The organism is Kushneria sp. Sum13 (assembly GCF_052692355.1).
On the sequence record NZ_CP199847.1, the window covers coordinates 1,230,497 to 1,247,734 of the forward strand.

Annotated in this window: 33 protein-coding genes and 1 tRNA gene; 24 read left to right on the plus strand and 10 right to left on the minus strand. The window is 58.4% G+C overall.

The window, feature by feature from the left end; all coding sequences use genetic code 11:
• Nucleotides 1–185: 185 nt before the first annotated feature.
• The 10 genes from ACUN8C_RS05720 to ACUN8C_RS05765 all read right to left on the minus strand — a co-directional run bounded on the left by ACUN8C_RS05720 (nt 186) and on the right by ACUN8C_RS05765 (nt 3,495).
• Nucleotides 186–332 (minus strand): hypothetical protein, encoded by a 147-nt coding sequence (locus ACUN8C_RS05720; protein WP_445621304.1) that lies wholly within the window; start codon nt 330–332, stop codon nt 186–188.
• Nucleotides 329–604: a hypothetical protein gene (locus tag ACUN8C_RS05725; protein ID WP_445621305.1), complete on the minus strand. Its 276-nt coding sequence runs from the start codon at nt 602–604 to the stop codon at nt 329–331. Before ACUN8C_RS05725 ends, ACUN8C_RS05720 begins: the two co-directional genes overlap by 4 nt.
• A 3-nt stretch (nt 605–607) precedes the next feature.
• The gene (locus tag ACUN8C_RS05730) at nt 608–781 is read right to left on the minus strand and encodes a hypothetical protein (RefSeq protein ID WP_445621306.1); all 174 of its coding nucleotides are present in this window, start codon (nt 779–781) and stop codon (nt 608–610) included.
• Nucleotides 778–990 (minus strand): hypothetical protein, encoded by a 213-nt coding sequence (locus ACUN8C_RS05735; protein WP_445621307.1) that lies wholly within the window; start codon nt 988–990, stop codon nt 778–780. Before ACUN8C_RS05735 ends, ACUN8C_RS05730 begins: the two co-directional genes overlap by 4 nt.
• Entirely contained in the window at nt 987–1,178 is a 192-nt protein-coding gene (locus ACUN8C_RS05740) for a hypothetical protein (RefSeq protein WP_445621308.1), read from the minus strand. Before ACUN8C_RS05740 ends, ACUN8C_RS05735 begins: the two co-directional genes overlap by 4 nt.
• 4 nt (nt 1,179–1,182) lie before the next feature.
• On the minus strand, nt 1,183–1,455 hold the full coding sequence (locus tag ACUN8C_RS05745; RefSeq protein WP_445621309.1) for a hypothetical protein: 273 nt from the start codon (nt 1,453–1,455) through the stop codon (nt 1,183–1,185).
• A gap of 229 nt (nt 1,456–1,684) precedes the next feature.
• Complete coding sequence (locus tag ACUN8C_RS05750; RefSeq protein ID WP_445621310.1) at nt 1,685–1,840, minus strand: hypothetical protein; 156 nt, start codon at nt 1,838–1,840, stop codon at nt 1,685–1,687.
• On the minus strand, nt 1,837–2,214 hold the full coding sequence (locus tag ACUN8C_RS05755) for a response regulator transcription factor (RefSeq protein ID WP_445621311.1): 378 nt from the start codon (nt 2,212–2,214) through the stop codon (nt 1,837–1,839). The genes ACUN8C_RS05750 and ACUN8C_RS05755 overlap by 4 nt, the downstream gene beginning before the upstream one ends.
• Before the next feature lie 130 nt (nt 2,215–2,344).
• A complete protein-coding gene (locus tag ACUN8C_RS05760) occupies nt 2,345–2,734 on the minus strand; it encodes a hypothetical protein (protein WP_445621312.1) in 390 nt (129 codons plus the stop codon).
• A 23-nt stretch (nt 2,735–2,757) separates the two neighbouring features.
• On the minus strand, nt 2,758–3,495 hold the full coding sequence (locus tag ACUN8C_RS05765; protein WP_445621313.1) for a helix-turn-helix domain-containing protein: 738 nt from the start codon (nt 3,493–3,495) through the stop codon (nt 2,758–2,760).
• An 89-nt stretch (nt 3,496–3,584) separates the two neighbouring features.
• Here ACUN8C_RS05765 and ACUN8C_RS05770 point away from each other — a divergent pair, with 89 nt between their 5' ends.
• The 24 genes from ACUN8C_RS05770 (at nt 3,585) to ACUN8C_RS05885 (ending at nt 17,194) form a co-directional block, all read left to right on the plus strand.
• Nucleotides 3,585–3,788 (plus strand): Cro/CI family transcriptional regulator, encoded by a 204-nt coding sequence (locus ACUN8C_RS05770; protein ID WP_445621314.1) that lies wholly within the window; start codon nt 3,585–3,587, stop codon nt 3,786–3,788.
• A 31-nt stretch (nt 3,789–3,819) separates the two neighbouring features.
• Nucleotides 3,820–4,116, plus strand: a complete 297-nt coding sequence (locus tag ACUN8C_RS05775) for a hypothetical protein (RefSeq protein WP_445621315.1) — start codon at nt 3,820–3,822, stop codon at nt 4,114–4,116.
• Nucleotides 4,113–4,358 carry a hypothetical protein gene (locus ACUN8C_RS05780; RefSeq protein ID WP_445621316.1) on the plus strand — a complete coding sequence of 82 codons (246 nt, stop codon included), beginning with the start codon at nt 4,113–4,115 and terminating at the stop codon, nt 4,356–4,358. Before ACUN8C_RS05775 ends, ACUN8C_RS05780 begins: the two co-directional genes overlap by 4 nt.
• On the plus strand, nt 4,358–5,269 hold the full coding sequence (locus tag ACUN8C_RS05785) for a DnaT-like ssDNA-binding domain-containing protein (RefSeq protein WP_445621317.1): 912 nt from the start codon (nt 4,358–4,360) through the stop codon (nt 5,267–5,269). Before ACUN8C_RS05780 ends, ACUN8C_RS05785 begins: the two co-directional genes overlap by 1 nt.
• A 4-nt stretch (nt 5,270–5,273) precedes the next feature.
• The gene (locus tag ACUN8C_RS05790; RefSeq protein ID WP_445621318.1) at nt 5,274–5,888 is read left to right on the plus strand and encodes a replication protein P; all 615 of its coding nucleotides are present in this window, start codon (nt 5,274–5,276) and stop codon (nt 5,886–5,888) included.
• A 2-nt stretch (nt 5,889–5,890) separates the two neighbouring features.
• Nucleotides 5,891–6,235 carry a hypothetical protein gene (locus ACUN8C_RS05795; protein WP_445621319.1) on the plus strand — a complete coding sequence of 115 codons (345 nt, stop codon included), beginning with the start codon at nt 5,891–5,893 and terminating at the stop codon, nt 6,233–6,235.
• The gene (locus ACUN8C_RS05800) at nt 6,232–7,065 is read left to right on the plus strand and encodes a DNA adenine methylase (RefSeq protein ID WP_445621320.1); all 834 of its coding nucleotides are present in this window, start codon (nt 6,232–6,234) and stop codon (nt 7,063–7,065) included. Before ACUN8C_RS05795 ends, ACUN8C_RS05800 begins: the two co-directional genes overlap by 4 nt.
• A complete protein-coding gene (locus ACUN8C_RS05805; protein WP_445621321.1) occupies nt 7,062–7,343 on the plus strand; it encodes a hypothetical protein in 282 nt (93 codons plus the stop codon). Before ACUN8C_RS05800 ends, ACUN8C_RS05805 begins: the two co-directional genes overlap by 4 nt.
• Complete coding sequence (locus ACUN8C_RS05810) at nt 7,340–7,540, plus strand: hypothetical protein (RefSeq protein ID WP_445621322.1); 201 nt, start codon at nt 7,340–7,342, stop codon at nt 7,538–7,540. The genes ACUN8C_RS05805 and ACUN8C_RS05810 overlap by 4 nt, the downstream gene beginning before the upstream one ends.
• Nucleotides 7,537–7,761 (plus strand): hypothetical protein, encoded by a 225-nt coding sequence (locus ACUN8C_RS05815; RefSeq protein WP_445621323.1) that lies wholly within the window; start codon nt 7,537–7,539, stop codon nt 7,759–7,761. The genes ACUN8C_RS05810 and ACUN8C_RS05815 overlap by 4 nt, the downstream gene beginning before the upstream one ends.
• Nucleotides 7,758–8,240 carry a VRR-NUC domain-containing protein gene (locus tag ACUN8C_RS05820; protein ID WP_445621324.1) on the plus strand — a complete coding sequence of 161 codons (483 nt, stop codon included), beginning with the start codon at nt 7,758–7,760 and terminating at the stop codon, nt 8,238–8,240. The genes ACUN8C_RS05815 and ACUN8C_RS05820 overlap by 4 nt, the downstream gene beginning before the upstream one ends.
• Entirely contained in the window at nt 8,237–8,839 is a 603-nt protein-coding gene (locus ACUN8C_RS05825) for a hypothetical protein (RefSeq protein WP_445621325.1), read from the plus strand. Before ACUN8C_RS05820 ends, ACUN8C_RS05825 begins: the two co-directional genes overlap by 4 nt.
• A gap of 187 nt (nt 8,840–9,026) precedes the next feature.
• Nucleotides 9,027–9,100: transfer RNA gene (locus ACUN8C_RS05830), tRNA-Met, on the plus strand.
• A gap of 49 nt (nt 9,101–9,149) precedes the next feature.
• Nucleotides 9,150–9,722 carry a glycoside hydrolase family 24 protein gene (locus tag ACUN8C_RS05835; protein WP_445621326.1) on the plus strand — a complete coding sequence of 191 codons (573 nt, stop codon included), beginning with the start codon at nt 9,150–9,152 and terminating at the stop codon, nt 9,720–9,722.
• 2 nt (nt 9,723–9,724) lie between these two features.
• Nucleotides 9,725–10,057 (plus strand): phage holin family protein, encoded by a 333-nt coding sequence (locus ACUN8C_RS05840; RefSeq protein ID WP_445621327.1) that lies wholly within the window; start codon nt 9,725–9,727, stop codon nt 10,055–10,057.
• 341 nt (nt 10,058–10,398) lie between these two features.
• Nucleotides 10,399–10,701: an Rz1-like lysis system protein LysC gene (gene lysC / locus ACUN8C_RS05845; RefSeq protein ID WP_445621328.1), complete on the plus strand. Its 303-nt coding sequence runs from the start codon at nt 10,399–10,401 to the stop codon at nt 10,699–10,701.
• Nucleotides 10,691–10,885, plus strand: a complete 195-nt coding sequence (locus tag ACUN8C_RS05850; protein ID WP_445621329.1) for a hypothetical protein — start codon at nt 10,691–10,693, stop codon at nt 10,883–10,885. Before lysC ends, ACUN8C_RS05850 begins: the two co-directional genes overlap by 11 nt.
• A 31-nt stretch (nt 10,886–10,916) precedes the next feature.
• Entirely contained in the window at nt 10,917–11,183 is a 267-nt protein-coding gene (locus tag ACUN8C_RS05855) for an HNH endonuclease (protein ID WP_445621330.1), read from the plus strand.
• Nucleotides 11,184–11,330: 147 nt separating this feature from the next.
• Nucleotides 11,331–11,777: a phage terminase small subunit P27 family gene (locus ACUN8C_RS05860; RefSeq protein WP_445621331.1), complete on the plus strand. Its 447-nt coding sequence runs from the start codon at nt 11,331–11,333 to the stop codon at nt 11,775–11,777.
• 3 nt (nt 11,778–11,780) lie between these two features.
• Entirely contained in the window at nt 11,781–13,490 is a 1,710-nt protein-coding gene (locus ACUN8C_RS05865; protein ID WP_445621332.1) for a terminase large subunit, read from the plus strand.
• Nucleotides 13,490–14,764 carry a phage portal protein gene (locus tag ACUN8C_RS05870; RefSeq protein WP_445621333.1) on the plus strand — a complete coding sequence of 425 codons (1,275 nt, stop codon included), beginning with the start codon at nt 13,490–13,492 and terminating at the stop codon, nt 14,762–14,764. The genes ACUN8C_RS05865 and ACUN8C_RS05870 overlap by 1 nt, the downstream gene beginning before the upstream one ends.
• Entirely contained in the window at nt 14,754–15,452 is a 699-nt protein-coding gene (locus tag ACUN8C_RS05875; RefSeq protein WP_445621334.1) for an HK97 family phage prohead protease, read from the plus strand. Before ACUN8C_RS05870 ends, ACUN8C_RS05875 begins: the two co-directional genes overlap by 11 nt.
• A gap of 12 nt (nt 15,453–15,464) precedes the next feature.
• Entirely contained in the window at nt 15,465–16,730 is a 1,266-nt protein-coding gene (locus tag ACUN8C_RS05880) for a phage major capsid protein (protein ID WP_445621335.1), read from the plus strand.
• A 62-nt stretch (nt 16,731–16,792) separates the two neighbouring features.
• Nucleotides 16,793–17,194 (plus strand): Rho termination factor N-terminal domain-containing protein, encoded by a 402-nt coding sequence (locus ACUN8C_RS05885; protein ID WP_445621336.1) that lies wholly within the window; start codon nt 16,793–16,795, stop codon nt 17,192–17,194.
• Nucleotides 17,195–17,238: the final 44 nt, after the last annotated feature.

The following is a 17,238-nucleotide window of genomic DNA, read 5'->3' on the forward strand; positions in this document are numbered from 1 at the left end:
CCGGCCGATCGGCCAGGCAAACGCAGGGATTGCATGTGATGCACCGTCGCGCATCGGAAAAAGAGGGAACCAAACAGCTATGACGTGATACGTCCGGAGTTTCGTATTGCACTCACGTCCTGATTTTCTTTTTTCACGCTCCGCCCTCTTTCCGATGGCCAGCAGATCGCTGCTGGCGCCGTCGTTCATTCCGCCGTGGTTGCCTCGGCTGGCGGGTCGATGGGGTCGCGCGGGTTGATGCAGATGGCCCCGATCATGAACAACATCACCAGCGCATAACCGCCCCCGCTGATGGCCCACATAATCCAGCCGCCGATGTCTGCTTCAGTCATGAGTGTTTTCCTTGTTGGTGTTTGGCGTAGTCGCGCATCAGCACGAACGTTGCGGGGTGACAGCTGGAGGCGACGCGCTGGCTGGTGCGTTCTTCGAGGATCCGTCGCCCCTGTGCGGTGCGCCTGAGCCGTGACGGGTAGCTATCAAGGCAGGCTCTACATACGGTGCTGACCTTGCCTCTGGTGATCGTGAAAAAGTCGCTGTCATTCGGCCATGTCTCGCCGCAGCAATTGCACCGCTTTTCATTGAGCGATTGGTTTTCGAGGTCCATGGGTCACTCCTGATAGGGCTGGTAACCCTGTGAGCAGTAGAGAGTGGTTCCGCCAGCGGTGATGCATTCCTGATAGCTGGCGCGGTCTACAGAAGCAGCCCCCATGGCAATTGCTGTCAGCCAGGCCATCAGGGATGCAAAGCCAATAGCGATGTAACGCCTTTCGATGCGCGTCATGATCGGCCCCCGAACATTTGCGACGTGGCAGCCTTGATGTCTGCGGCATCGGTAAGGCGCTGGGCGGTGACGCGGTACAGCTGGCGGTCGTGCATGAACGTGCGTTCCTGCAGGTCGCTGTCAGCCAGAAGGGCATTCACGACATCTTCAAGCGCGGCCTGCTCTCGCAGATAACCGGTACCGGCATTCGGTGGTGGGGTAGTGGTCATGCGGCCTCCTGTTGGTGTTCGTCCAGGATCAGAAAGAAAGCCTCGGCTTCGGTCATGCTTCGGCAGCACGCAAGAAAAAGCTCAAAGACAAACGGCGACATGTGCGTGACATCGATGAAGTGGCCTTCCTCATCGCGAAGCGTGACGTGTGTGGTGCCATCTGCGCCGGGTTTGGTAGTGACGTGCATGGGCTTACTCCTTGCTTTCGGTAGCAGCTTTTTCGCCGCAGAAGGGGCAGTACCTCACCTGAATAGAAGTTGAGACCTTCTGCCTTTTTAGGCCGCCAGCCTTTTTGGGAACGTAAACTTCGCCCTCGTAGCGGATGGTCAGCCGCTCTTCCAGTGAAGGCATTGCGAGGACATAGCCATTCAAATTGGCATCGAACCTTTCCCACCCTTCGGGTAGATCCTTCTTCAGAACGTCTGCGATCTTTTCTTCAAACTCTTTTCTGCAATCGCATTGCATGTGACATCTCCTTGTTTGGTGACTGCATACGCATCCCGAAGCGGTGGCGCTTGGGGATGCGCCCCGGTTGCCCGGGACGCTTTCGATTCCTGATTGTTAAAGAGCGTGCTGCTTACCCGGCAGCTCGGGTCATACGATTGGTGCCAGCGCGTACCAAATGCCGTACCCGGTCAGCGCCACCACGGTCACCACAACGATTGCCTGAAATACATCGAACATGACGGGTTCCTCATGGTGTGGGCGCCTCGACCATGGCCACCCGGCCGTGGCTGACCGCCAGCCGCCAGCCGTTGCGAGCAGCCAGTGCAGCAATGCTGTTGGCGGATGTTCGGTAGGCGCATGTGAAGATGCCGCGCGGTGTGGCGATGCGAGTGGTGCGGATCATGCGAACGACTCCCGGCATGCAACGCTGACCGAGGTGGCGACACGCTGGCGGACAGGACGAACACGAACGGCGTGCTGGCTGGTCGGCGCCATCAGCGTGCAGAGCACCAGCAGCACACACAGCGGGCTGATCCAGCCACGGCGTATGGCCTCGGCTACAGCGGCTGTGGCGCGCTCGACATGCAGTTTGTGATAGATGACGGCCATTGCCTTGCCGACGATGGCCGGACTGATGCCGTGCTGGCGAGCGATCTGCTTGTGCGTCATGCCCTGGGCAACGCCCAGCAGATACAGCGCCTGCTTTGGAGAAAGGTGCTGGCCGTCGCGCTTCTTAGGCGCAATCGCTTTCCAGCCGTTTGATTCGATGATGTTCATTGTTGCCACCTGCCCTGCGTTGAGCTGATGCACACAATGTATAGTGAACTAAACCAAACGGTCAAGGGAAAATTTAGTAAGCTATACCTTTTTATATAGCTTCCTAAGTGGGAATGTTTAGCGGAGGTAGTTAAACGTCAGTGATTTTCGATACATGCCCGTTTTCGACATAGATGCCGCTGTAGACATTACGCCTATCGCCGCCGGAATTTTTTCCGGCGTGGCATGCAACCGTTTCGGGCTTGGGGAACTGGTCGTCCGTGGATTCGTGCAGTCGTTCGTAAAGGTTGACACAGAAAGCTGAAGCCAGCGCTTGAGCTTGCCCCAGGCTTGCAGGCGTAGCGCGGAAGCTGATCTCTACTGATGCCAGGGTTTCATCGGCACTCATCATCTGGATGGCGTACCGGTTGCTGTGGTCTGCCTGCTTTGCCGCCGACATGATGGCGCCCTGATAGGCCATTTGATCGTATTCAGGCTCGCTGCCTCCACAGCCCGCTAAAAAGCCGGCAGCGGCTGCCATCACCAAATATCGAGCGTATTGCCTCATATTTCACCATCGTAGGTATGGGCCACATAGCGGCCGATGATTCGGATGTGATTCAGCGCAGCACCTTCGATTGTCTCGTCAGGAAACAAACCCTTGTCAGGGTTATCTGATTTCAGGATAAGTGCGCCGTCATACCGCTTATAAACGCGCTTGATACGGACTTCATCAGCATAACCGATCGCGTAAACCTTACCGTCCACGACGTGCTGCTCTCGCATGTCGATAGTGACTGATGCGCCCTCTGGCAGTGTGGGCTGCATACTGGCACCGGTTACCACCGCTGTTATGAGCTTCTTTGGGTCCAGCTGATGCTGTCTTACCCACCCGATTCTGTGCGTATTGCCCAGGCCCACCACGTTCTCTGCAAACACAAGCGCTCCCGTTCCAGCTGACAGCCGGACATCGACGCGCGGCACGATGACAAATTCACCGTCCGGGAGATCTTCTGGCGCGTCCCACACGATGATGGGCCGTGTATCTCGGTCGATCACATAATCCAGCTGCTTTTCTTTTACCTGATCAAGGTCGTCAGGCGTTCCGTAAAAAAGCCACCGCGCGCTGCAGTTCAGCTTCTCTGCAAGCCTCACCAGCGTTTCGCCTTTGGGAAGCGTGGCGCCTGCCTCCCATTGACTGACTGCGCCTTTAGTTTTTCCGACACTATCCGCCAGCTGCTGCTGAGTCAGCTGGAGTTCTTTCCTTCGGTCTTTGATTCGACTTGCTATTGATTCGTTCATGTTTAGAAGTTTAAACGCTACCCGTGTTTAGTTTCTTGCGTCTCATTGGTATAGAGCGCTAAACTGCTCGTATAGAGAGGAGCGCATCCATGACAAAGCAGGACGTGATCAAGTTTTTCGGTGGTGTGACGGCAACAGCAGTTGCTTTGGGTCGCACAAAAGGCGCTGTCAGCCAATGGCCTGACCAGCTTTCAGAAAACCTTCAGTACGAAATCGAAGGGCGGACAAATCGGGCTCTGCGGGCTGGCGATTCAAATTCTACCGCTAAACCCGCCGCCAAGAAGCGTGCTTGATTCAGCTGTGTATTTGTACAGGGGTACGGGAATGGAACGCATCGACCTAACAACATTGAGTGACCGGCAGCTGCAAATGCATGCCGATCGCGCACAGAACGAACATTTTCAACACGGCCGGCTTGATAACAGGAACGGCATGGTCAACGCGCTGGCGGAGTATTACCGCGTGCGTGTCGAGCAGTCTGGCCGGCGTTTGGCCCAGCTGCGTGCCGAGCGTGCTTCGCTGAACGATCTGGCGGCTGCCGAGCGTGACGAGGCACTGACCGTTGCGCAGTTTAACTACTGGTCTGGCGTGGCCGCTGGCCCGCAGGCGGTGGCGGTATGAATCTTTATTCCTACGCCATGATCTTGGAGCGCTACCAATACGGAGTTGGGCAGTCAACTCTGAGAGCAGGAGCGCTTACCGCAGCTTCTGAAAGCGCTGCCAAGGGCTCTGTGATCGAGGTCTTGGAAAATTCTGGCGACTTGAAAGAGTGGGGCCTGAGAAACATTCAGGTTGTGATGATTGGAGACGAATCCGTCGCCCAACCTTTCGCTGACCTTCATTCGAAGAAGGACGGTGAATAATGCAATTCATCGTCTCGATCAATCAGACCAAAGCGCTGGAGTGGGGCCTGAATGCCCAGCAGGCGCTGTTGTTTGCCTATCTCCATCAGGTGCCCACCTGGGCCACGGCTCGCCAGATTGATGGCGTCACATGGTTCAACTGTGGCAAGGGCAAGGTCGTCGAGGAATTGCCGATTCTGACCGACAAGCAGGACACGGTTTATCGCCTCATGAAGCAGCTGCGCGATGCCGGCCTGATCGACATGACCAGCACCGATAACAAGACGTTCATCCGCCTGACTGCCAAGGGCATCGAGTGGAATAAAGCAGGGTCGGAAAAATCTCCGACCCTCGGAAATAAATCCGAGCAGGGTCGGAAAAATATCCGTCAAGGGTCGGAAAAATCTCCGACGAATCAAGATACCAATATCAATAACCCCTCTCTCTCTGGCGCGGATGACGCGAGCGAGCCATCGCAGTCGATCTTCGAACGGGCAAAGCATCTCGACGATTCCGGCAAACCCCTGACCGCTGGTGCTGATCAACTCCCGATGTCACTCGACTGGGTTCCTGATCAACAGACCCTCGCCGTTGAGTGCCATCGCCGTGGCCTGTCCATGGAAACCCAGTACACCGCCGCAGAGCTGGCGGACTTCACTGCATTTTTCGCTGACAGCGGCAAGCGCTTTGGTGCCCATGCCTGGGTAGCCCGCTTTGCTCGCTGGATCCATGAGAACCGCCGCCGTGAGGCAGCACGCAACCAGAACACTGCCAGCACAACCGCCAAGACCGGAGGCAACCATGCAAACCGCCAGCAACGTCCTCGCCAGCTTAGAACTGCACAGGAAGCCCGCGCCGCTGCACAGCGTGAATCAGGACAGCAGCCAGCAGGACAGACCTTCGACGGCGACTGGTCCCAGGGTAACGGCTGAAGACATGGATTACGTATTCAACGCCATGCGTTCGATGTTCGGCAGCCGTTTTGTGAGCCAGTGGGGCGACTGGGATGAAACCGGGCTGTGGCTGGCAGAGGTTGCCCATCTGCCGCGCCGGTATCTGGAGCTGGGTCTGGGTCATCTGCGCACTCAGGTGCAGGACGCTGCCCGGGCTGGCCGTGAAGCATGGCCGCCGCAGCCGGTTGAGTTCGCCGCGCTGTGTGAGCCGACTGCTGCTGATCTGGGGATGCCGGATGTCACCCGGGCATGGCAGGAAGCCAACGACCATGCACACGACCCGGCCGGGCATCGCTGGAGCCATGAAGCTGTGCGTCTTGCGGGTTACGCGATCGGCTGGCGGGTACTGCATGAGACCAGCGACCCGGGCAAGCGCAAGGCGCTGGGGAATCGCTTCAACCGTGAATACCAGGCGCTGGTCAATCGGGTGATGGCCGGTGACCAGTTGGTGCCGCGTGCGCTGTTGGAATCTGACCGCGCACTGACGCCGGCAGAGCTGGCGGTCCGTGCTGGCGAAGAGAAGGCCGCGAAGCTGGCGGAAGAACATAAGGGCCCGGCCGGCATCGCCGGTCTGCGTGCCGCACTGGGGAGAGGTTAATCATGGGAACACCAATCGGAACACCGACCGGGCGCGAAGTGTCCGCCGCTGCTTATCGTGAGGCACGCCGCACCGGTGCCGCACTGTCACGCCGTATGCAGGTGCTGTCGCACATGTGCGCCGCGGGCACGGCGCTGACCAGGCAGGAGATCAGCGATCAAACAGGCATGCCGATCAATGCAGTCTGTGGCCGGGTCAATGAGCTGCTGGGCATGGGTCATCTGGAGCTGGCGGGCATGCAGGAGCGTCAGGAAGGGCCAAGCCGTCAGCTGGTGACCGCCACAGATTCAGGCTTTGGCATGTTCGAGTGTGAGGCAGTGCGCGATGACCAAGGGGGTGCGGCATGAGCGTCGTCACTCGTCCGATCCTGCGTTATCACGGTGGCAAGGCCAAGCTGGCGCCATGGATCATCAGCAACCTGCCTTCTCATCGCGTCTACGTTGAGCCGTTCGGCGGCGCAGCGTCTGTCCTTCTGATGAAGCCGCGCGCATACGCCGAGGTTTACAACGAGCTGGATGGCGAGATCGTGAACCTGTTTCGCGTGGCCCGTGATCGCGGCGCCGAGCTTTCAGAAGCTCTGGCCATGACTCCTTATTCGCGTGCTGAGTTTAGCCAATCCTATGAGGCTTCATCCGATGCGCTCGAGCAGGCACGCCGTACCGTGGTGCGTGCCTACATGGGATTTGGCTCTGTTGCTGCTTCTGGCCAGGCAACAGGTTTTCGAGCCAATAGCAATCGCAGTGGAACAACGCCGGCCCACGACTGGGCGAATTATCCCAATGCGCTATCGGCAGTTGTAGAGCGCCTTCGCGGTGTAGTGATCGAAAACCGTGATGCGGTAGATACCATCCTTGCCCACGATGGCCCTGACACACTGCACTACGTTGACCCGCCGTATCTCGAGTCTACCCGATCCGGCTATGCCGCTTACCGTCACGAGCTGGACGATAGCCAGCATGTCCGCCTCGCTAATGCGCTCAATGAAGTAGAGGGCATGGTTGTTGTCAGTGGCTACCTATCGCCTCTCTATGAAGAGATCTTCGCCGGCTGGCATTGCATCAAGCGTGTGGCGTTTGCCGACGGGGCCCGGGAGCGTGTCGAAGCGCTGTGGCTCAACGATACAGCTCGTGCGCGTCTCAATTCAGAGCAGTTCGATATGTTCGGAGGTGCTGCATGACGTCCGCCAGCCGCACCACACGCGCCGTCATGCTGGGCCAGAATCCAGACTTTCGACTCTATCTCGATCATGCGGTGCGGGCTCGCAAGGGCCTCGCCCATGACGACCTGCCCGATGGCACCCATTCCGAGACCGATGCCGCCGATGTCATCCGCAAGGTGTGTGGCGTCGATAGCCGGTCGCGTCTCGATTCATCGCACAGCGCCGCGCAGATGTTTGATCGCATCGTCAGTGACTATCAGGCGTGGAAGCGCCGGCAAGGGAGGGCGGCTAGATGAGTGATATGGAGCGTCTTTATTGCGATAGCTGCATGAGTACGTGGGTGGGTCCGCGTTCAGGTGATTGCCCTTCATGCGGCATGAAAAGCTTCTTTCTTATCAGGGGTGGTTCTTTCGGCGCTGCGTATTACTTCAAGGATAGCGGCAAAAGTCCGGCGGATTTTGCCGAGATCAAGTCTCAGGAGGTAGCCAAGTGAAAGAGCTTATAGAAGTAACGGTCCTGTCCGCTCTCGGGCTGATCGCCTGCTATCTGATCGCCTGCTATCTGGTCGGCTGCTTCATGTGCGCATCTTTCAATCTCGCTGAATGGCATTACATGGCCCGAGTGATGATCGGCCTTGTCATGCTCGCCATCGTCGCGGCGACCCTTATTGCTGTCGCATCAAGGGATGTGGAAGGGGGAGTTGAAGACCAATGACCACAATCACCCAACGAAAGCCCGCCAGTGCACGCCGTAAGCATGTCGACCACGAAGGCACCGAGCAGACCGCCCTGATCATGTGGCTGTATGGCGAGAAGCAGCGCCAGAGCGTCATTGGCCCGGCCTATGCCTGCACCTATGCCGTGCCTAATGGTGGCAGTCGTCATCGTGTCGAGGCCACGAAGTTCAAGCGCCAGGGCGTGAGGGCCGGTGTCAGCGATCTGGTGATTGCCTGCGCCCGGGGTGGCCATCACGGCCTTTATCTGGAGTTCAAGGCCACGCCACCGAAGCACGCCGCGACATCGGAAGGCCAAAAGGAATGGCTGGCCACTGTTGAAGAGCAGGGCTATTGCGCCGTGCTGGCCCGTGGCCTCGAGGAAGCCAAGGCGGTTATCCGCGAATACATGAACATGCCGGCCACTGCTGTACACGGCCCCCGGCAATCACTCACCCATGGCACGGAGTGGCGCTCATGAGATCCATTAAATCGATGATCCGGATTCTGGGAATGTCCGAGGCAAGCGAGCAGCAACGGTATCAGGCAGCTGAGCAGCTGGTGCTGGCGGCGATCGAGGCCGAGGTTGATTACCGGCTGTTCGAAGAGGACACGCGCATCGGTTATCCGAGCATCTCGCCCACGGCTACCTTGGGCAACGTGCCGGGATGCGGCAGCGGCGGTTATGACTCGATGGAGTGGGAGTGCGAGCACATGGCGCAGCGTTCGCATGTGGCGCAGCTGGGGCAGCAGTTGCTGGCGGATCTCCCGGCCCGCGCACTGGCGGCGGTGATGCTGACGGCATACCCCACGGCGGCACCCAAGGGACCGGTCGATGCAGAGCGTTTGGCCCGGGCGCCGCGCGAAGTCACATTGTCGTGGATCGTCGATCACCAGTTCGTGCTGGCGGAGCGTATGGGGCTGGGTGTGCGTCTGCAGGTAACGGCCGGTCAGCTGGTCGTGCCGTTTGATGCGTTCCCATCTGACAAGTCGCTATCGATGCTGGCAGGTCGAGTGCGCAAAGCGCTGGCGGATAAGGTGCTGATGACGTTTGCGAAGGATGAGGTTATGGCGGCCTGACAATCAACATGTGGTGTAGCTGTACAAAAATACACACCATATATTGTGTATTCTGTTACCGTTAGATAAGATGTATGTACTGTGCGGTATCTGCGTCGGCAACCAACGATCAGACATCGCACACAGCTTTCATTCCCGGAAGCGTACCCCTGAGCCCCGATTATTCCCGTGATCGGGGCTCGCCTATCGCAGATGGGTCAGATGGAAAGACGCTGGGCTCATAACCCGGAGAAGCAGGTTCGATTCCTGCATCTGCTACCAGATTCTCAAGGCTCGCCAATCGGCGGGCCTTTTCTGTTTGAGGTGCCGCATGGCTCGGATCAATACCGCCGACGCCGGCGGCATTTCTGTTTGTGCCTTTCTCGACATGATTGCCTGGTCTGAGGGAACGTCCGCAGGCCTTCACCCGCTGACCGTCAACGATGGTTATGACGTGATCGTGACCGGTGCTGATGGCCCGGAGATCTTCGCGGACTACACGGCGCACCCGTTCGCTAATGGCCGACCGCCCAAGCATATCCGCGGCACGCTCTATTCGTCCGCCAGCGGGCGCTATCAGCACATGCGCAAGCACTGGGCGCATTACCGTGACCAGCTCGGCCTGCTCAACTTCGGCGCCGTGGCGCAGGATCGCTGGGCCATCCAGCTGATCAGAGAGCGCCGTGCATTGCCTGATATTCAGGAAGGCAGGATCGAAGACGCTATCAGGAAGTGCGCCAACATCTGGGCATCGTTCGCCGGCGCTGGGCATGGCCAGCGTGAGCACGGCATGGAGACACTGCTGCAGGTGTATGACGCAAAGCTGCAGGCGTTGCGTCGCCCGGAAGAGCCGGTGCCGATGCCAAGGCACTGGCTGGAAGAGGTCGTGACGACCCGGAGATAACAATGCTCGAACCCGAAGACAAGGGCCGTGTGATTCAGGCTGCGCTTTATCTGGTACTGGCCGCCATTGGCGGCATTCTCGGTTACCTGACGCGCGCTGCTGAGTCAGGCACCGGCATCACCGCCAGCATGTTGGCATTGAAGGCGGCCGGAGCGGCCTTTGCCGGATTTCTCGTTTTTCTAGTGGCGCTTTATCTGGAGCTGGGCTGGATACCGACAGGGATATTGGTAGGTCTGGCCGGCTGGATTGGAGCGGATGCCACGCTACAGGTACTGAGTACCCAGGTGCGCAAGCGCCTCGGCCTCGGCCGGGAGGATCAGGATGATCGGCGTTAAATGGTTGATGGGCCTGTTTGGAGGCATCGGTGTCAAAAAGATGTTGAGCCGGGGAATGATCTTTGCCGTGCTGGTGCTGGGCGCCTGCACCATCGGCCTGTACTTCAAGACCCAGTTTCAGCAGAACGCGCTTGATGGTTTCTGGCAGCGGATAGAGCGCGTTGAAGACCAGAACCAACAGCTCCAGCAGGCCAATGATGAGCTGGACGGCACGGTTCAGCAGCTCACTGTTCAGCGTGAGCGAGATAGCAACGCGATCAGCGGCCTGATTGATCGCATGAAGCAACTGGACACACAGGACGACGAGACCCGAACGCGCCTGGAAGAACTGGAGAAGAACAATGCCGAGACCCGGGCTTATCTCGATTCTCTTGTTGACCCTGCTGTCAGCTGCCTGCTCGACCCAGCCTGTACCGGAGAAGGTGACGGTCAAGGTTCCGGTGATCATCTACGTGGAGCCGCCAGCGCCGTTGATGCGGCGTTGCGTGCTTCCATCCCCCAAGCCCCTGATCACGAACCGCGACCTCGTGAATGGTTATACCGCCTGGCGTTCCGCGGCAAAGAGGTGTGACGCCCGCCAGCAGAGGCTGATCAATTGGATTGTTGAGTCTGCACCGGACAAGGAGAGCGGTGATGACCGGTAAAATCTGCTCCAACTGCGGCACTCCAAGCCCGCCACCTATCCGCGTAATGCACCCCTATGGCTTTCAGGTGGGTGAAAGGCAGGTCAATTGCCCGCGCTGCCGCCATTTGGAAGAGGATCGAAAAGATGCCGGCAAAGGTACCTCGGCCCTGTCGCGCCTCTGGATGCGCTGGAAAAACAACTGAGCGTCACGGCTATTGTCCAGAGCATGAGCACATGGCCGTGGGCTGGAATGAGCGCCGCAAAGGCATGAGTGGCCGCGGTGGCCGGCCGTGGCGGCGCAAGCGTGAAGCGGTGCTGCAGCGTGATCGGTATCTGTGCCAGCCATGCCAGATCAAAGGTCGCGCAACACCCGCAACTGAGGTCGATCACATCAAACCTGTTTCTGAGGGAGGCACCGACAGCATGTTCAATCTGGTCAGTGTCTGCCGTCCATGTCACCAAGCGAAGACGCAGGCAGAGTCGGTCCGCGCGAAATCCTGATTCGATGCCGGAGATGCGCCGACCAGGTGCGCGACGCAGCCGGAGGGAGGGGGTGGGTAAAAAGCTCACACCTTTCGAGTCCGGACACCGCCACCTCAAGTCAATTTTTACGCACGAGAAATAACGAAATTTTTCCGGGAGCACGACATGGCGAACAACAATGCGCCGGTCAGAGCTTCCGGCGGTGGCCGCAAGCCGAAAACCACCGGCCAGCAGAAAAGCTCCATCACCCGAATTAACCCGCCCGACGAACTGATGGGCGATCACGCCATCCGTGCCTGGAAGCAACAATCAAAAGTGCTGATCGATCGCGGTACGTTCGAGATCGAAGACGCGCTGCTGTTGCAGGCGTACTGCAATAGCTGGCAGCTGATGCTTGATGCCGAAGTCCGGATCGCCAAGGAAGGATTGACGATTCCCACGGCTGACGGCAGCGAGAAAATGCACCCGGTCGTCAACGCTCGAGACAAAGCCGTTTCCCAGCTATCGCGTTTGGGATCGCTGCTCGGCCTCGACCCTCTTACACGCATGCGCCTGAACGGTGCCGCCAAAGGTGGCGACGGCGACGAGGGCAACGAATTCGACAGGTTCTGATCTATGGCTGCATACCCGAATGTTAATGCGGCCCAGAAATATGCTCGTGATGTTGTAGCCGGAAAAGTGCCAGCCTGTCGGCATGTTATTAACGCTTGTCAGCGTCACCTTGACGATATTAAGAGGTCGAAAGCAGCCGCATATCCCTATCGGTTCGACCAGAAAAGAGCCGAGCGAGTATGCGAATTCATCCAGCTTCTGGTGCACACCAAGGCGGAATGGAAAGGGAAGCGGATAAAGCTTGAGCCGTGGCAGCTCTTCATCTACTGCGTTGCATTCGGATGGTTGAGGAAGAAAGACAAAGGCCGGCGTTTCAGCGAGGTCTATATCGAAGTGCCGAGAAAAAACGGCAAGTCGATCCTCGCTGCTGGCACTGGCCTATATGCCCTTTGCGCAGATGGAGAGAATGGCGCTGAGGTTTATTGTGGAGCCGGCAGTGAAAAGCAGGCATGGATGGTTTTCCAGCCAGCCAAGTTGATGGTGAAAGAACTTCCGAATCTCAGGAAGAGGTTTTCCCTCAGTGTCTGGGCTAAAAAGCTTCTTCTCCCTGATGGGTCTGTCTTTGAGCCAGTAATCGGGAATCCGGGCGATGGCGCAAGTCCGAGCTGCGGGATTGTTGATGAGTACCACGAGCACCCCGACTCAGGGCTTTACGACACATTAATAACCGGCATGGGAGCTCGCCTTCAGGGTCTGATGTGGACGATAACGACAGCCGGTTCAGACATGGATGGTCCCTGTTACGACCTGCGTGAACGCGTTATCGAGATGCTTGATGGCGTCACTCAGGATCATGGTCTTTTTGGAATCGTCTACACCATCGACGATGGAGACGACTGGAAAAGCGATGAGGCATTGGCAAAGGCCAATCCCAATATTGGTATATCTGTCGGCTGGGATCGCTTACGCGCAGCTCAAACGATCGCCATCAACCGGGCACGCAAGACCAACCAGTTCAAGACCAAGCACCTCAACATCTGGGTCACCGCAAAAGAGAACTTCTTCAACATCGAAGACTGGAAAAAATGCGAAGACAAATCGCTGACGATCGAGCAGTTCGCCGGCGAAAACTGCATCTTGGGCTTCGACCTTGCCCGCAAGTTGGACATGAACAGCATGGCGCGTCTCTTCTGGCGGGAAATCGACGGCAAGCGCCACTACTACAGCATCGGCCCTCGCTTCTGGGTGCCGGAAGACACCGCTTTCGAAAACGATGACCGCCGTACCGCTGATCGCTTTCAGGGCTGGATTAACGATAAATATCTGGAAGCAACAGACGGCGGTGAGGTTGATTACCGCGAGATCCTCGAGGCCGCGAAAGAGGCAAGCGCCGAAACGCCCGCGCTTGAATCGCCGATCGATCCGCACGGCGCAGCAAACCTGTCGCATCAGCTGTCGGATGAGGGACTGTCGCCAATCTCGATCACACAGAATTTCACCAACATGTCGGACCCCATGAAGGAGCTGGAGGCGGCCATCGTCACCGGTCGTTTCCATCATGACGGCAACCCGATCATGACCTGGTGTATCAGCAACGTGATCGGCAAATACCTGCCCGGGAACGACGACGTCGTGCGCCCGATCAAGCAGGGCAACCACAACAAGATCGATGGCGCCGTGGCGCTGATCATGGCTGTCGGTCGCGCAATGGCGAACGATAGAGAACCCGTCGAAGACCTCGACGACTTTATCAACAACATGGTGATCGTTTAATGGGACTGCTTACAGCCACGCGCCAGTGGATCGGCAAAACGCTGCGCCTGACAGATGGCGGCTTTTGGCGGTCCTATTACGGCGGCGATTCAATTGCAGGAAAGAGCGTCACGGCCCAGACCATGCTGCAGCTGTCAGCGGTATGGTCATGCGCCCGATTGCTATCGGAGACAGTAGCCACACTGCCGCTGGGGCTCTACGAGCGTGACCAGCGCGGCGGCAAGTCTGCCGTGTCCAATCATTCGCTTTATGCACTGCTTCATGATCAACCTCATGCCGACCTGACGGCGGTCGAATACTGGGAGCTTGTCGTCTGTCACGTGGCGCTCTGGGGTAACCACTATTCACGCATCACGCGCAACGGTGTGGGCACCGTTGTTTCGCTCGAGCCGCTCTGGCCTGAGCACATGAATGACCCGGAGCACGACGAAGACGGCAACCTGCTGTTTGTATACAACGGGCCCGATGGCCGGGAAGAGCTCGGAGAAAGTGAGGTCTTCCACGTCAAAGGGTTTGGTGTGAATGGCCGAGTGGGCTTGTCGGTCATTGGCGTGGCGCGCAACTCGATCAGTGTGGCGCTGGCCACGGAAGAGACCGCCGGCAAGATGTTTGCAAACGGCATGCAGAGTTCCGGGTTTGTTCAGGCGGACAAGACGCTCACCTCGGAGCAACGAAAAGTTTTCCGAGAAAACCTTCAGGAGTTCACCGGTTCAAATAACGCCGGCAAGACACTGCTTCTGGAGGGCGGCTTCAAGTATGAACCGCTGACAATGAAGCCCGAAGACGCGCAGATGCTTCAGACCCGCGCCTTCAACATCGAGGAAATTTGCCGCTGGTTTCGTGTGCCGCCCTGGATGATCGGGCACACCGAAAAGACCACCAGCTGGGGCGCCGGGATGGAACAGCAAAACCTTTTGTTTTTGACCTACGTTCTGCGCCCGTATCTGACGCGCATCGAGCAGGCGGTCAAGCGCCAGCTGCTCACGCCCGCCGAGCGCAAGCGCTACTTTGCCGAGTTCAACCTTGAAGGCCTGCTGCGCGCTGACAGTACCGGCCGCGCCGCGCTTTACAGCCAGATGTCTCAAAACGGCATCTATACCCGCAACGAAATCAGGGCAAGAGAGAACATGCCGCCGGCACCCGGTGGTGATGCCCTGACGGTGCAATCCAACATGATCGATCTTTCCGCGCTGGGTCAGAACACTGACGACCAGCAGGCAAAGGCTGCGCTGCGCGCGTGGCTGGGAGATAAGGAGCCGCCGCGTGAAACGTAAAAAAGCATCGCTCAAGGTTCGAGACTTCGAGCTCTCTATCAAAGCCGTCAATGATGACGGCTTTTTTAGTGGCTATGGCAGCGTGTTCGGCAATGCCGACAGCTACGGCGAAGTGGTCATGCCGGGTGCGTTCTCCAAGACGCTCGAGCGCATCAAGTCCAGTGGCCGCAAGGTGCCGGTGCTCTGGCAGCACCGGCAGGGCGAGCCGATCGGCGTCTACGACAAGCTGGTTGAAGATGAGCGCGGCCTTTATGTCGAGGGTCGTCTGCTCAAGGACACCGTGCGCCAGGCCGGCGAGGCTCACGCCTTGATGCAGGCCGAGGCCGTCTCCGGTTTGTCGATCGGCTACTACGTGATGGACGACACCTTTGATGAGGTCGACCGGGTGCGCCGGCTCAAAGAGCTGGACCTGATGGAGATCTCACTGGTCACGTTCCCGGCCAACGATGAGGCACGCATCGAGGCGGTCAAGTTCGCCATTGCGCATGGCGACCTGCCATCCCTTCCTGACTTCGAGCGGTTCCTGCGTGAGGCAGGCTTCTCGAAGTCGCAGTCTGCGGTGATCGCCAACCGTGGCCTGTCCCATCTGCTCCGGAGTGAGTCCGCGGGCGAGGCGAAGCAATCCAATCCCGAAGACCTCAAGGCGCTGCATTCAGCGCTCTCTGGCTTCTCACTCCCGAAATTTTAAGGAAATACGCACATGGGTATGCATCAAAACTTCCCGCATGGTCGTTCGATGGGCCGCAAGAGCGGTGGCGGCAGCAACGATGACGATCAGAATAACGACAACCTTGAAATGAAAGGTCTTATGGACGCGCTGACGAAGCGTGACCAGGAGATCAAGGACTTCTGTGAACACGCCAAGAAGGAAATCAAGGAAACCGGCAGCATGGCTGAAGCGACCAAGCAGTCGCTTGAGCTGCTGGCAAAGGAAGGCAGCCAGATTCAGGAACGTCTAACCGCGCTGGAGCAGAAGGGCGCTCGCCGCGGCAAGCCGGAATCCAAGTCCCGAACCTGGGGGCAGTCGGTCGTCGAGACTGATTCCTTCAAGTCCATGGCCGATGGCCGCCAGGGTCGTACCGGTCGCATCGAAGTTAAAGCGATCACCAGCGCTGCTGATTCAGCCGCTGATCTGGTCGTCACCGAGCGTCTGCCGGGCATCATTGCCCAGCCCGATCGCGCAGCCACTATCCGCGACCTGATCATGCCCGGCCGCACCACTTCAAACTCTATCGAGTATGTGCGTGAAAAGGGCTTCACCAACAACGCCGCACCGCAGGTAGAAGGTCAGCGCAAGGCCGAATCAAACCTGAGCTTTGAGCTTGCCACGTCGAACGTGCGCACCATCGCGCACTGGATCCCGGCCACCAAGCAGATTCTGGATGATGCTCCGCAGCTGGCCAGCTACATCGACGGTCGTCTGCGCTACGGCCTGACCTATGTCGAAGAAGAGCAGCTGCTGCTGGGTGACGGTACCGGTCAGAACATCCTCGGTCTGATCCCGCAGGCCACCAGCTACAACACCGGGCTGAACCTCGCTGGTGACACTCGTGTCGATGCTATCCGTCACGCGATCCTGCAGGTTCGTCTGGCCGAGTATCGCGCCAGCGGCATCGTGCTGCACCCGACCGACTGGGAGCGCATCGAGCTGACCAAGACCAACGATAATGCCTACGTGTTCGCCAATCCGACATCGGGTGTTCAGCCGCGTCTGTGGGGTCTGCCCGTGATCGAGACCACGGCCATGCCCGAAGGGCAGATGATGGTCGGTGCGTTCAACATGGCTGCGCAGATCTTCGACCGCGAAAACACCACTGTGGAAGTGTCCACTGAAGACCGTGACAACTTCATCAACAACATGGTGACCGTGCGTGCTGAAGAACGTCTGGCGATGGCGGTCTACCGTCCCGAGTCGTTCGTGGTCGGCGCCTTCCCTGACACGACTGATGCCACTGCCGGCGCCTGATCGGCGGCGACCACGCATCACATAACCATGGAGCAGGGCGCGGAGACGCGCCCTGATCGCTGATGGATCTGACAGCACTGAAAACCTTCAATGGCAAGGAAGGCCTGGTAAGAGCGGGCCAGAAAATGCCGGATGTAGACACTGACCGCGCCAAGGATCTGATCCGGCTGGGGCTTGCATCTCAGTACGTGGTCAAGCCGATGGAGCCGGAGACAAAGGTTGGTGGCAACAAGCCCTCGACACTTGAAGACCTCCGGACCGAAGCCCAGACGCTGGGCGTCGAAGAAGCCGCAAAGATGAAAAAGCCTGACCTCGAGAAGGCCATCAAGGCGAAGCAGGCCGAGCGCGCGCAGCGTGATGAGCAGCTGAAGCTGGCGGAAGAGCTGGGCATCGAGAATGCCGCCGAGCTTGAACCGGAAGCGCTGGCCACGGCCATCGAAGAAAAGCAAAAGACCGCCGAATAACACCGGCGTGCAACATCACCAGAGCCGCCCACCCGGGCGGCTCT

What these genes read in the sequence shown, in the direction of transcription:
- ACUN8C_RS05720 (WP_445621304.1), bottom strand. Translation starts at nt 332, where the DNA reads ATGACTGAAGCAGACATCGGCGGCTGGATTATGTGGGCCATCAGCGGG.
- ACUN8C_RS05725 (WP_445621305.1), bottom strand. Translation starts at nt 604, where the DNA reads ATGGACCTCGAAAACCAATCGCTCAATGAAAAGCGGTGCAATTGCTGC.
- ACUN8C_RS05730 (WP_445621306.1), bottom strand. Translation starts at nt 781, where the DNA reads ATGACGCGCATCGAAAGGCGTTACATCGCTATTGGCTTTGCATCCCTG.
- ACUN8C_RS05735 (WP_445621307.1), bottom strand. Translation starts at nt 990, where the DNA reads ATGACCACTACCCCACCACCGAATGCCGGTACCGGTTATCTGCGAGAG.
- ACUN8C_RS05740 (WP_445621308.1), bottom strand. Translation starts at nt 1,178, where the DNA reads ATGCACGTCACTACCAAACCCGGCGCAGATGGCACCACACACGTCACG.
- ACUN8C_RS05745 (WP_445621309.1), bottom strand. Translation starts at nt 1,455, where the DNA reads ATGCAATGCGATTGCAGAAAAGAGTTTGAAGAAAAGATCGCAGACGTT.
- ACUN8C_RS05750 (WP_445621310.1), bottom strand. Translation starts at nt 1,840, where the DNA reads ATGATCCGCACCACTCGCATCGCCACACCGCGCGGCATCTTCACATGC.
- ACUN8C_RS05755 (WP_445621311.1), bottom strand. Translation starts at nt 2,214, where the DNA reads ATGAACATCATCGAATCAAACGGCTGGAAAGCGATTGCGCCTAAGAAG.
- ACUN8C_RS05760 (WP_445621312.1), bottom strand. Translation starts at nt 2,734, where the DNA reads ATGGCAGCCGCTGCCGGCTTTTTAGCGGGCTGTGGAGGCAGCGAGCCT.
- ACUN8C_RS05765 (WP_445621313.1), bottom strand. Translation starts at nt 3,495, where the DNA reads ATGAACGAATCAATAGCAAGTCGAATCAAAGACCGAAGGAAAGAACTC.
- ACUN8C_RS05770 (WP_445621314.1), top strand. Translation starts at nt 3,585, where the DNA reads ATGACAAAGCAGGACGTGATCAAGTTTTTCGGTGGTGTGACGGCAACA.
- ACUN8C_RS05775 (WP_445621315.1), top strand. Translation starts at nt 3,820, where the DNA reads ATGGAACGCATCGACCTAACAACATTGAGTGACCGGCAGCTGCAAATG.
- ACUN8C_RS05780 (WP_445621316.1), top strand. Translation starts at nt 4,113, where the DNA reads ATGAATCTTTATTCCTACGCCATGATCTTGGAGCGCTACCAATACGGA.
- ACUN8C_RS05785 (WP_445621317.1), top strand. Translation starts at nt 4,358, where the DNA reads ATGCAATTCATCGTCTCGATCAATCAGACCAAAGCGCTGGAGTGGGGC.
- ACUN8C_RS05790 (WP_445621318.1), top strand. Translation starts at nt 5,274, where the DNA reads ATGGATTACGTATTCAACGCCATGCGTTCGATGTTCGGCAGCCGTTTT.
- ACUN8C_RS05795 (WP_445621319.1), top strand. Translation starts at nt 5,891, where the DNA reads ATGGGAACACCAATCGGAACACCGACCGGGCGCGAAGTGTCCGCCGCT.
- ACUN8C_RS05800 (WP_445621320.1), top strand. Translation starts at nt 6,232, where the DNA reads ATGAGCGTCGTCACTCGTCCGATCCTGCGTTATCACGGTGGCAAGGCC.
- ACUN8C_RS05805 (WP_445621321.1), top strand. Translation starts at nt 7,062, where the DNA reads ATGACGTCCGCCAGCCGCACCACACGCGCCGTCATGCTGGGCCAGAAT.
- ACUN8C_RS05810 (WP_445621322.1), top strand. Translation starts at nt 7,340, where the DNA reads ATGAGTGATATGGAGCGTCTTTATTGCGATAGCTGCATGAGTACGTGG.
- ACUN8C_RS05820 (WP_445621324.1), top strand. Translation starts at nt 7,758, where the DNA reads ATGACCACAATCACCCAACGAAAGCCCGCCAGTGCACGCCGTAAGCAT.
- ACUN8C_RS05825 (WP_445621325.1), top strand. Translation starts at nt 8,237, where the DNA reads ATGAGATCCATTAAATCGATGATCCGGATTCTGGGAATGTCCGAGGCA.
- ACUN8C_RS05835 (WP_445621326.1), top strand. Translation starts at nt 9,150, where the DNA reads ATGGCTCGGATCAATACCGCCGACGCCGGCGGCATTTCTGTTTGTGCC.
- ACUN8C_RS05840 (WP_445621327.1), top strand. Translation starts at nt 9,725, where the DNA reads ATGCTCGAACCCGAAGACAAGGGCCGTGTGATTCAGGCTGCGCTTTAT.
- lysC (WP_445621328.1), top strand. Translation starts at nt 10,399, where the DNA reads ATGCCGAGACCCGGGCTTATCTCGATTCTCTTGTTGACCCTGCTGTCA.
- ACUN8C_RS05850 (WP_445621329.1), top strand. Translation starts at nt 10,691, where the DNA reads ATGACCGGTAAAATCTGCTCCAACTGCGGCACTCCAAGCCCGCCACCT.
- ACUN8C_RS05855 (WP_445621330.1), top strand. Translation starts at nt 10,917, where the DNA reads ATGGCCGTGGGCTGGAATGAGCGCCGCAAAGGCATGAGTGGCCGCGGT.
- ACUN8C_RS05860 (WP_445621331.1), top strand. Translation starts at nt 11,331, where the DNA reads ATGGCGAACAACAATGCGCCGGTCAGAGCTTCCGGCGGTGGCCGCAAG.
- ACUN8C_RS05865 (WP_445621332.1), top strand. Translation starts at nt 11,781, where the DNA reads ATGGCTGCATACCCGAATGTTAATGCGGCCCAGAAATATGCTCGTGAT.
- ACUN8C_RS05870 (WP_445621333.1), top strand. Translation starts at nt 13,490, where the DNA reads ATGGGACTGCTTACAGCCACGCGCCAGTGGATCGGCAAAACGCTGCGC.
- ACUN8C_RS05880 (WP_445621335.1), top strand. Translation starts at nt 15,465, where the DNA reads ATGGGTATGCATCAAAACTTCCCGCATGGTCGTTCGATGGGCCGCAAG.
- ACUN8C_RS05885 (WP_445621336.1), top strand. Translation starts at nt 16,793, where the DNA reads ATGGATCTGACAGCACTGAAAACCTTCAATGGCAAGGAAGGCCTGGTA.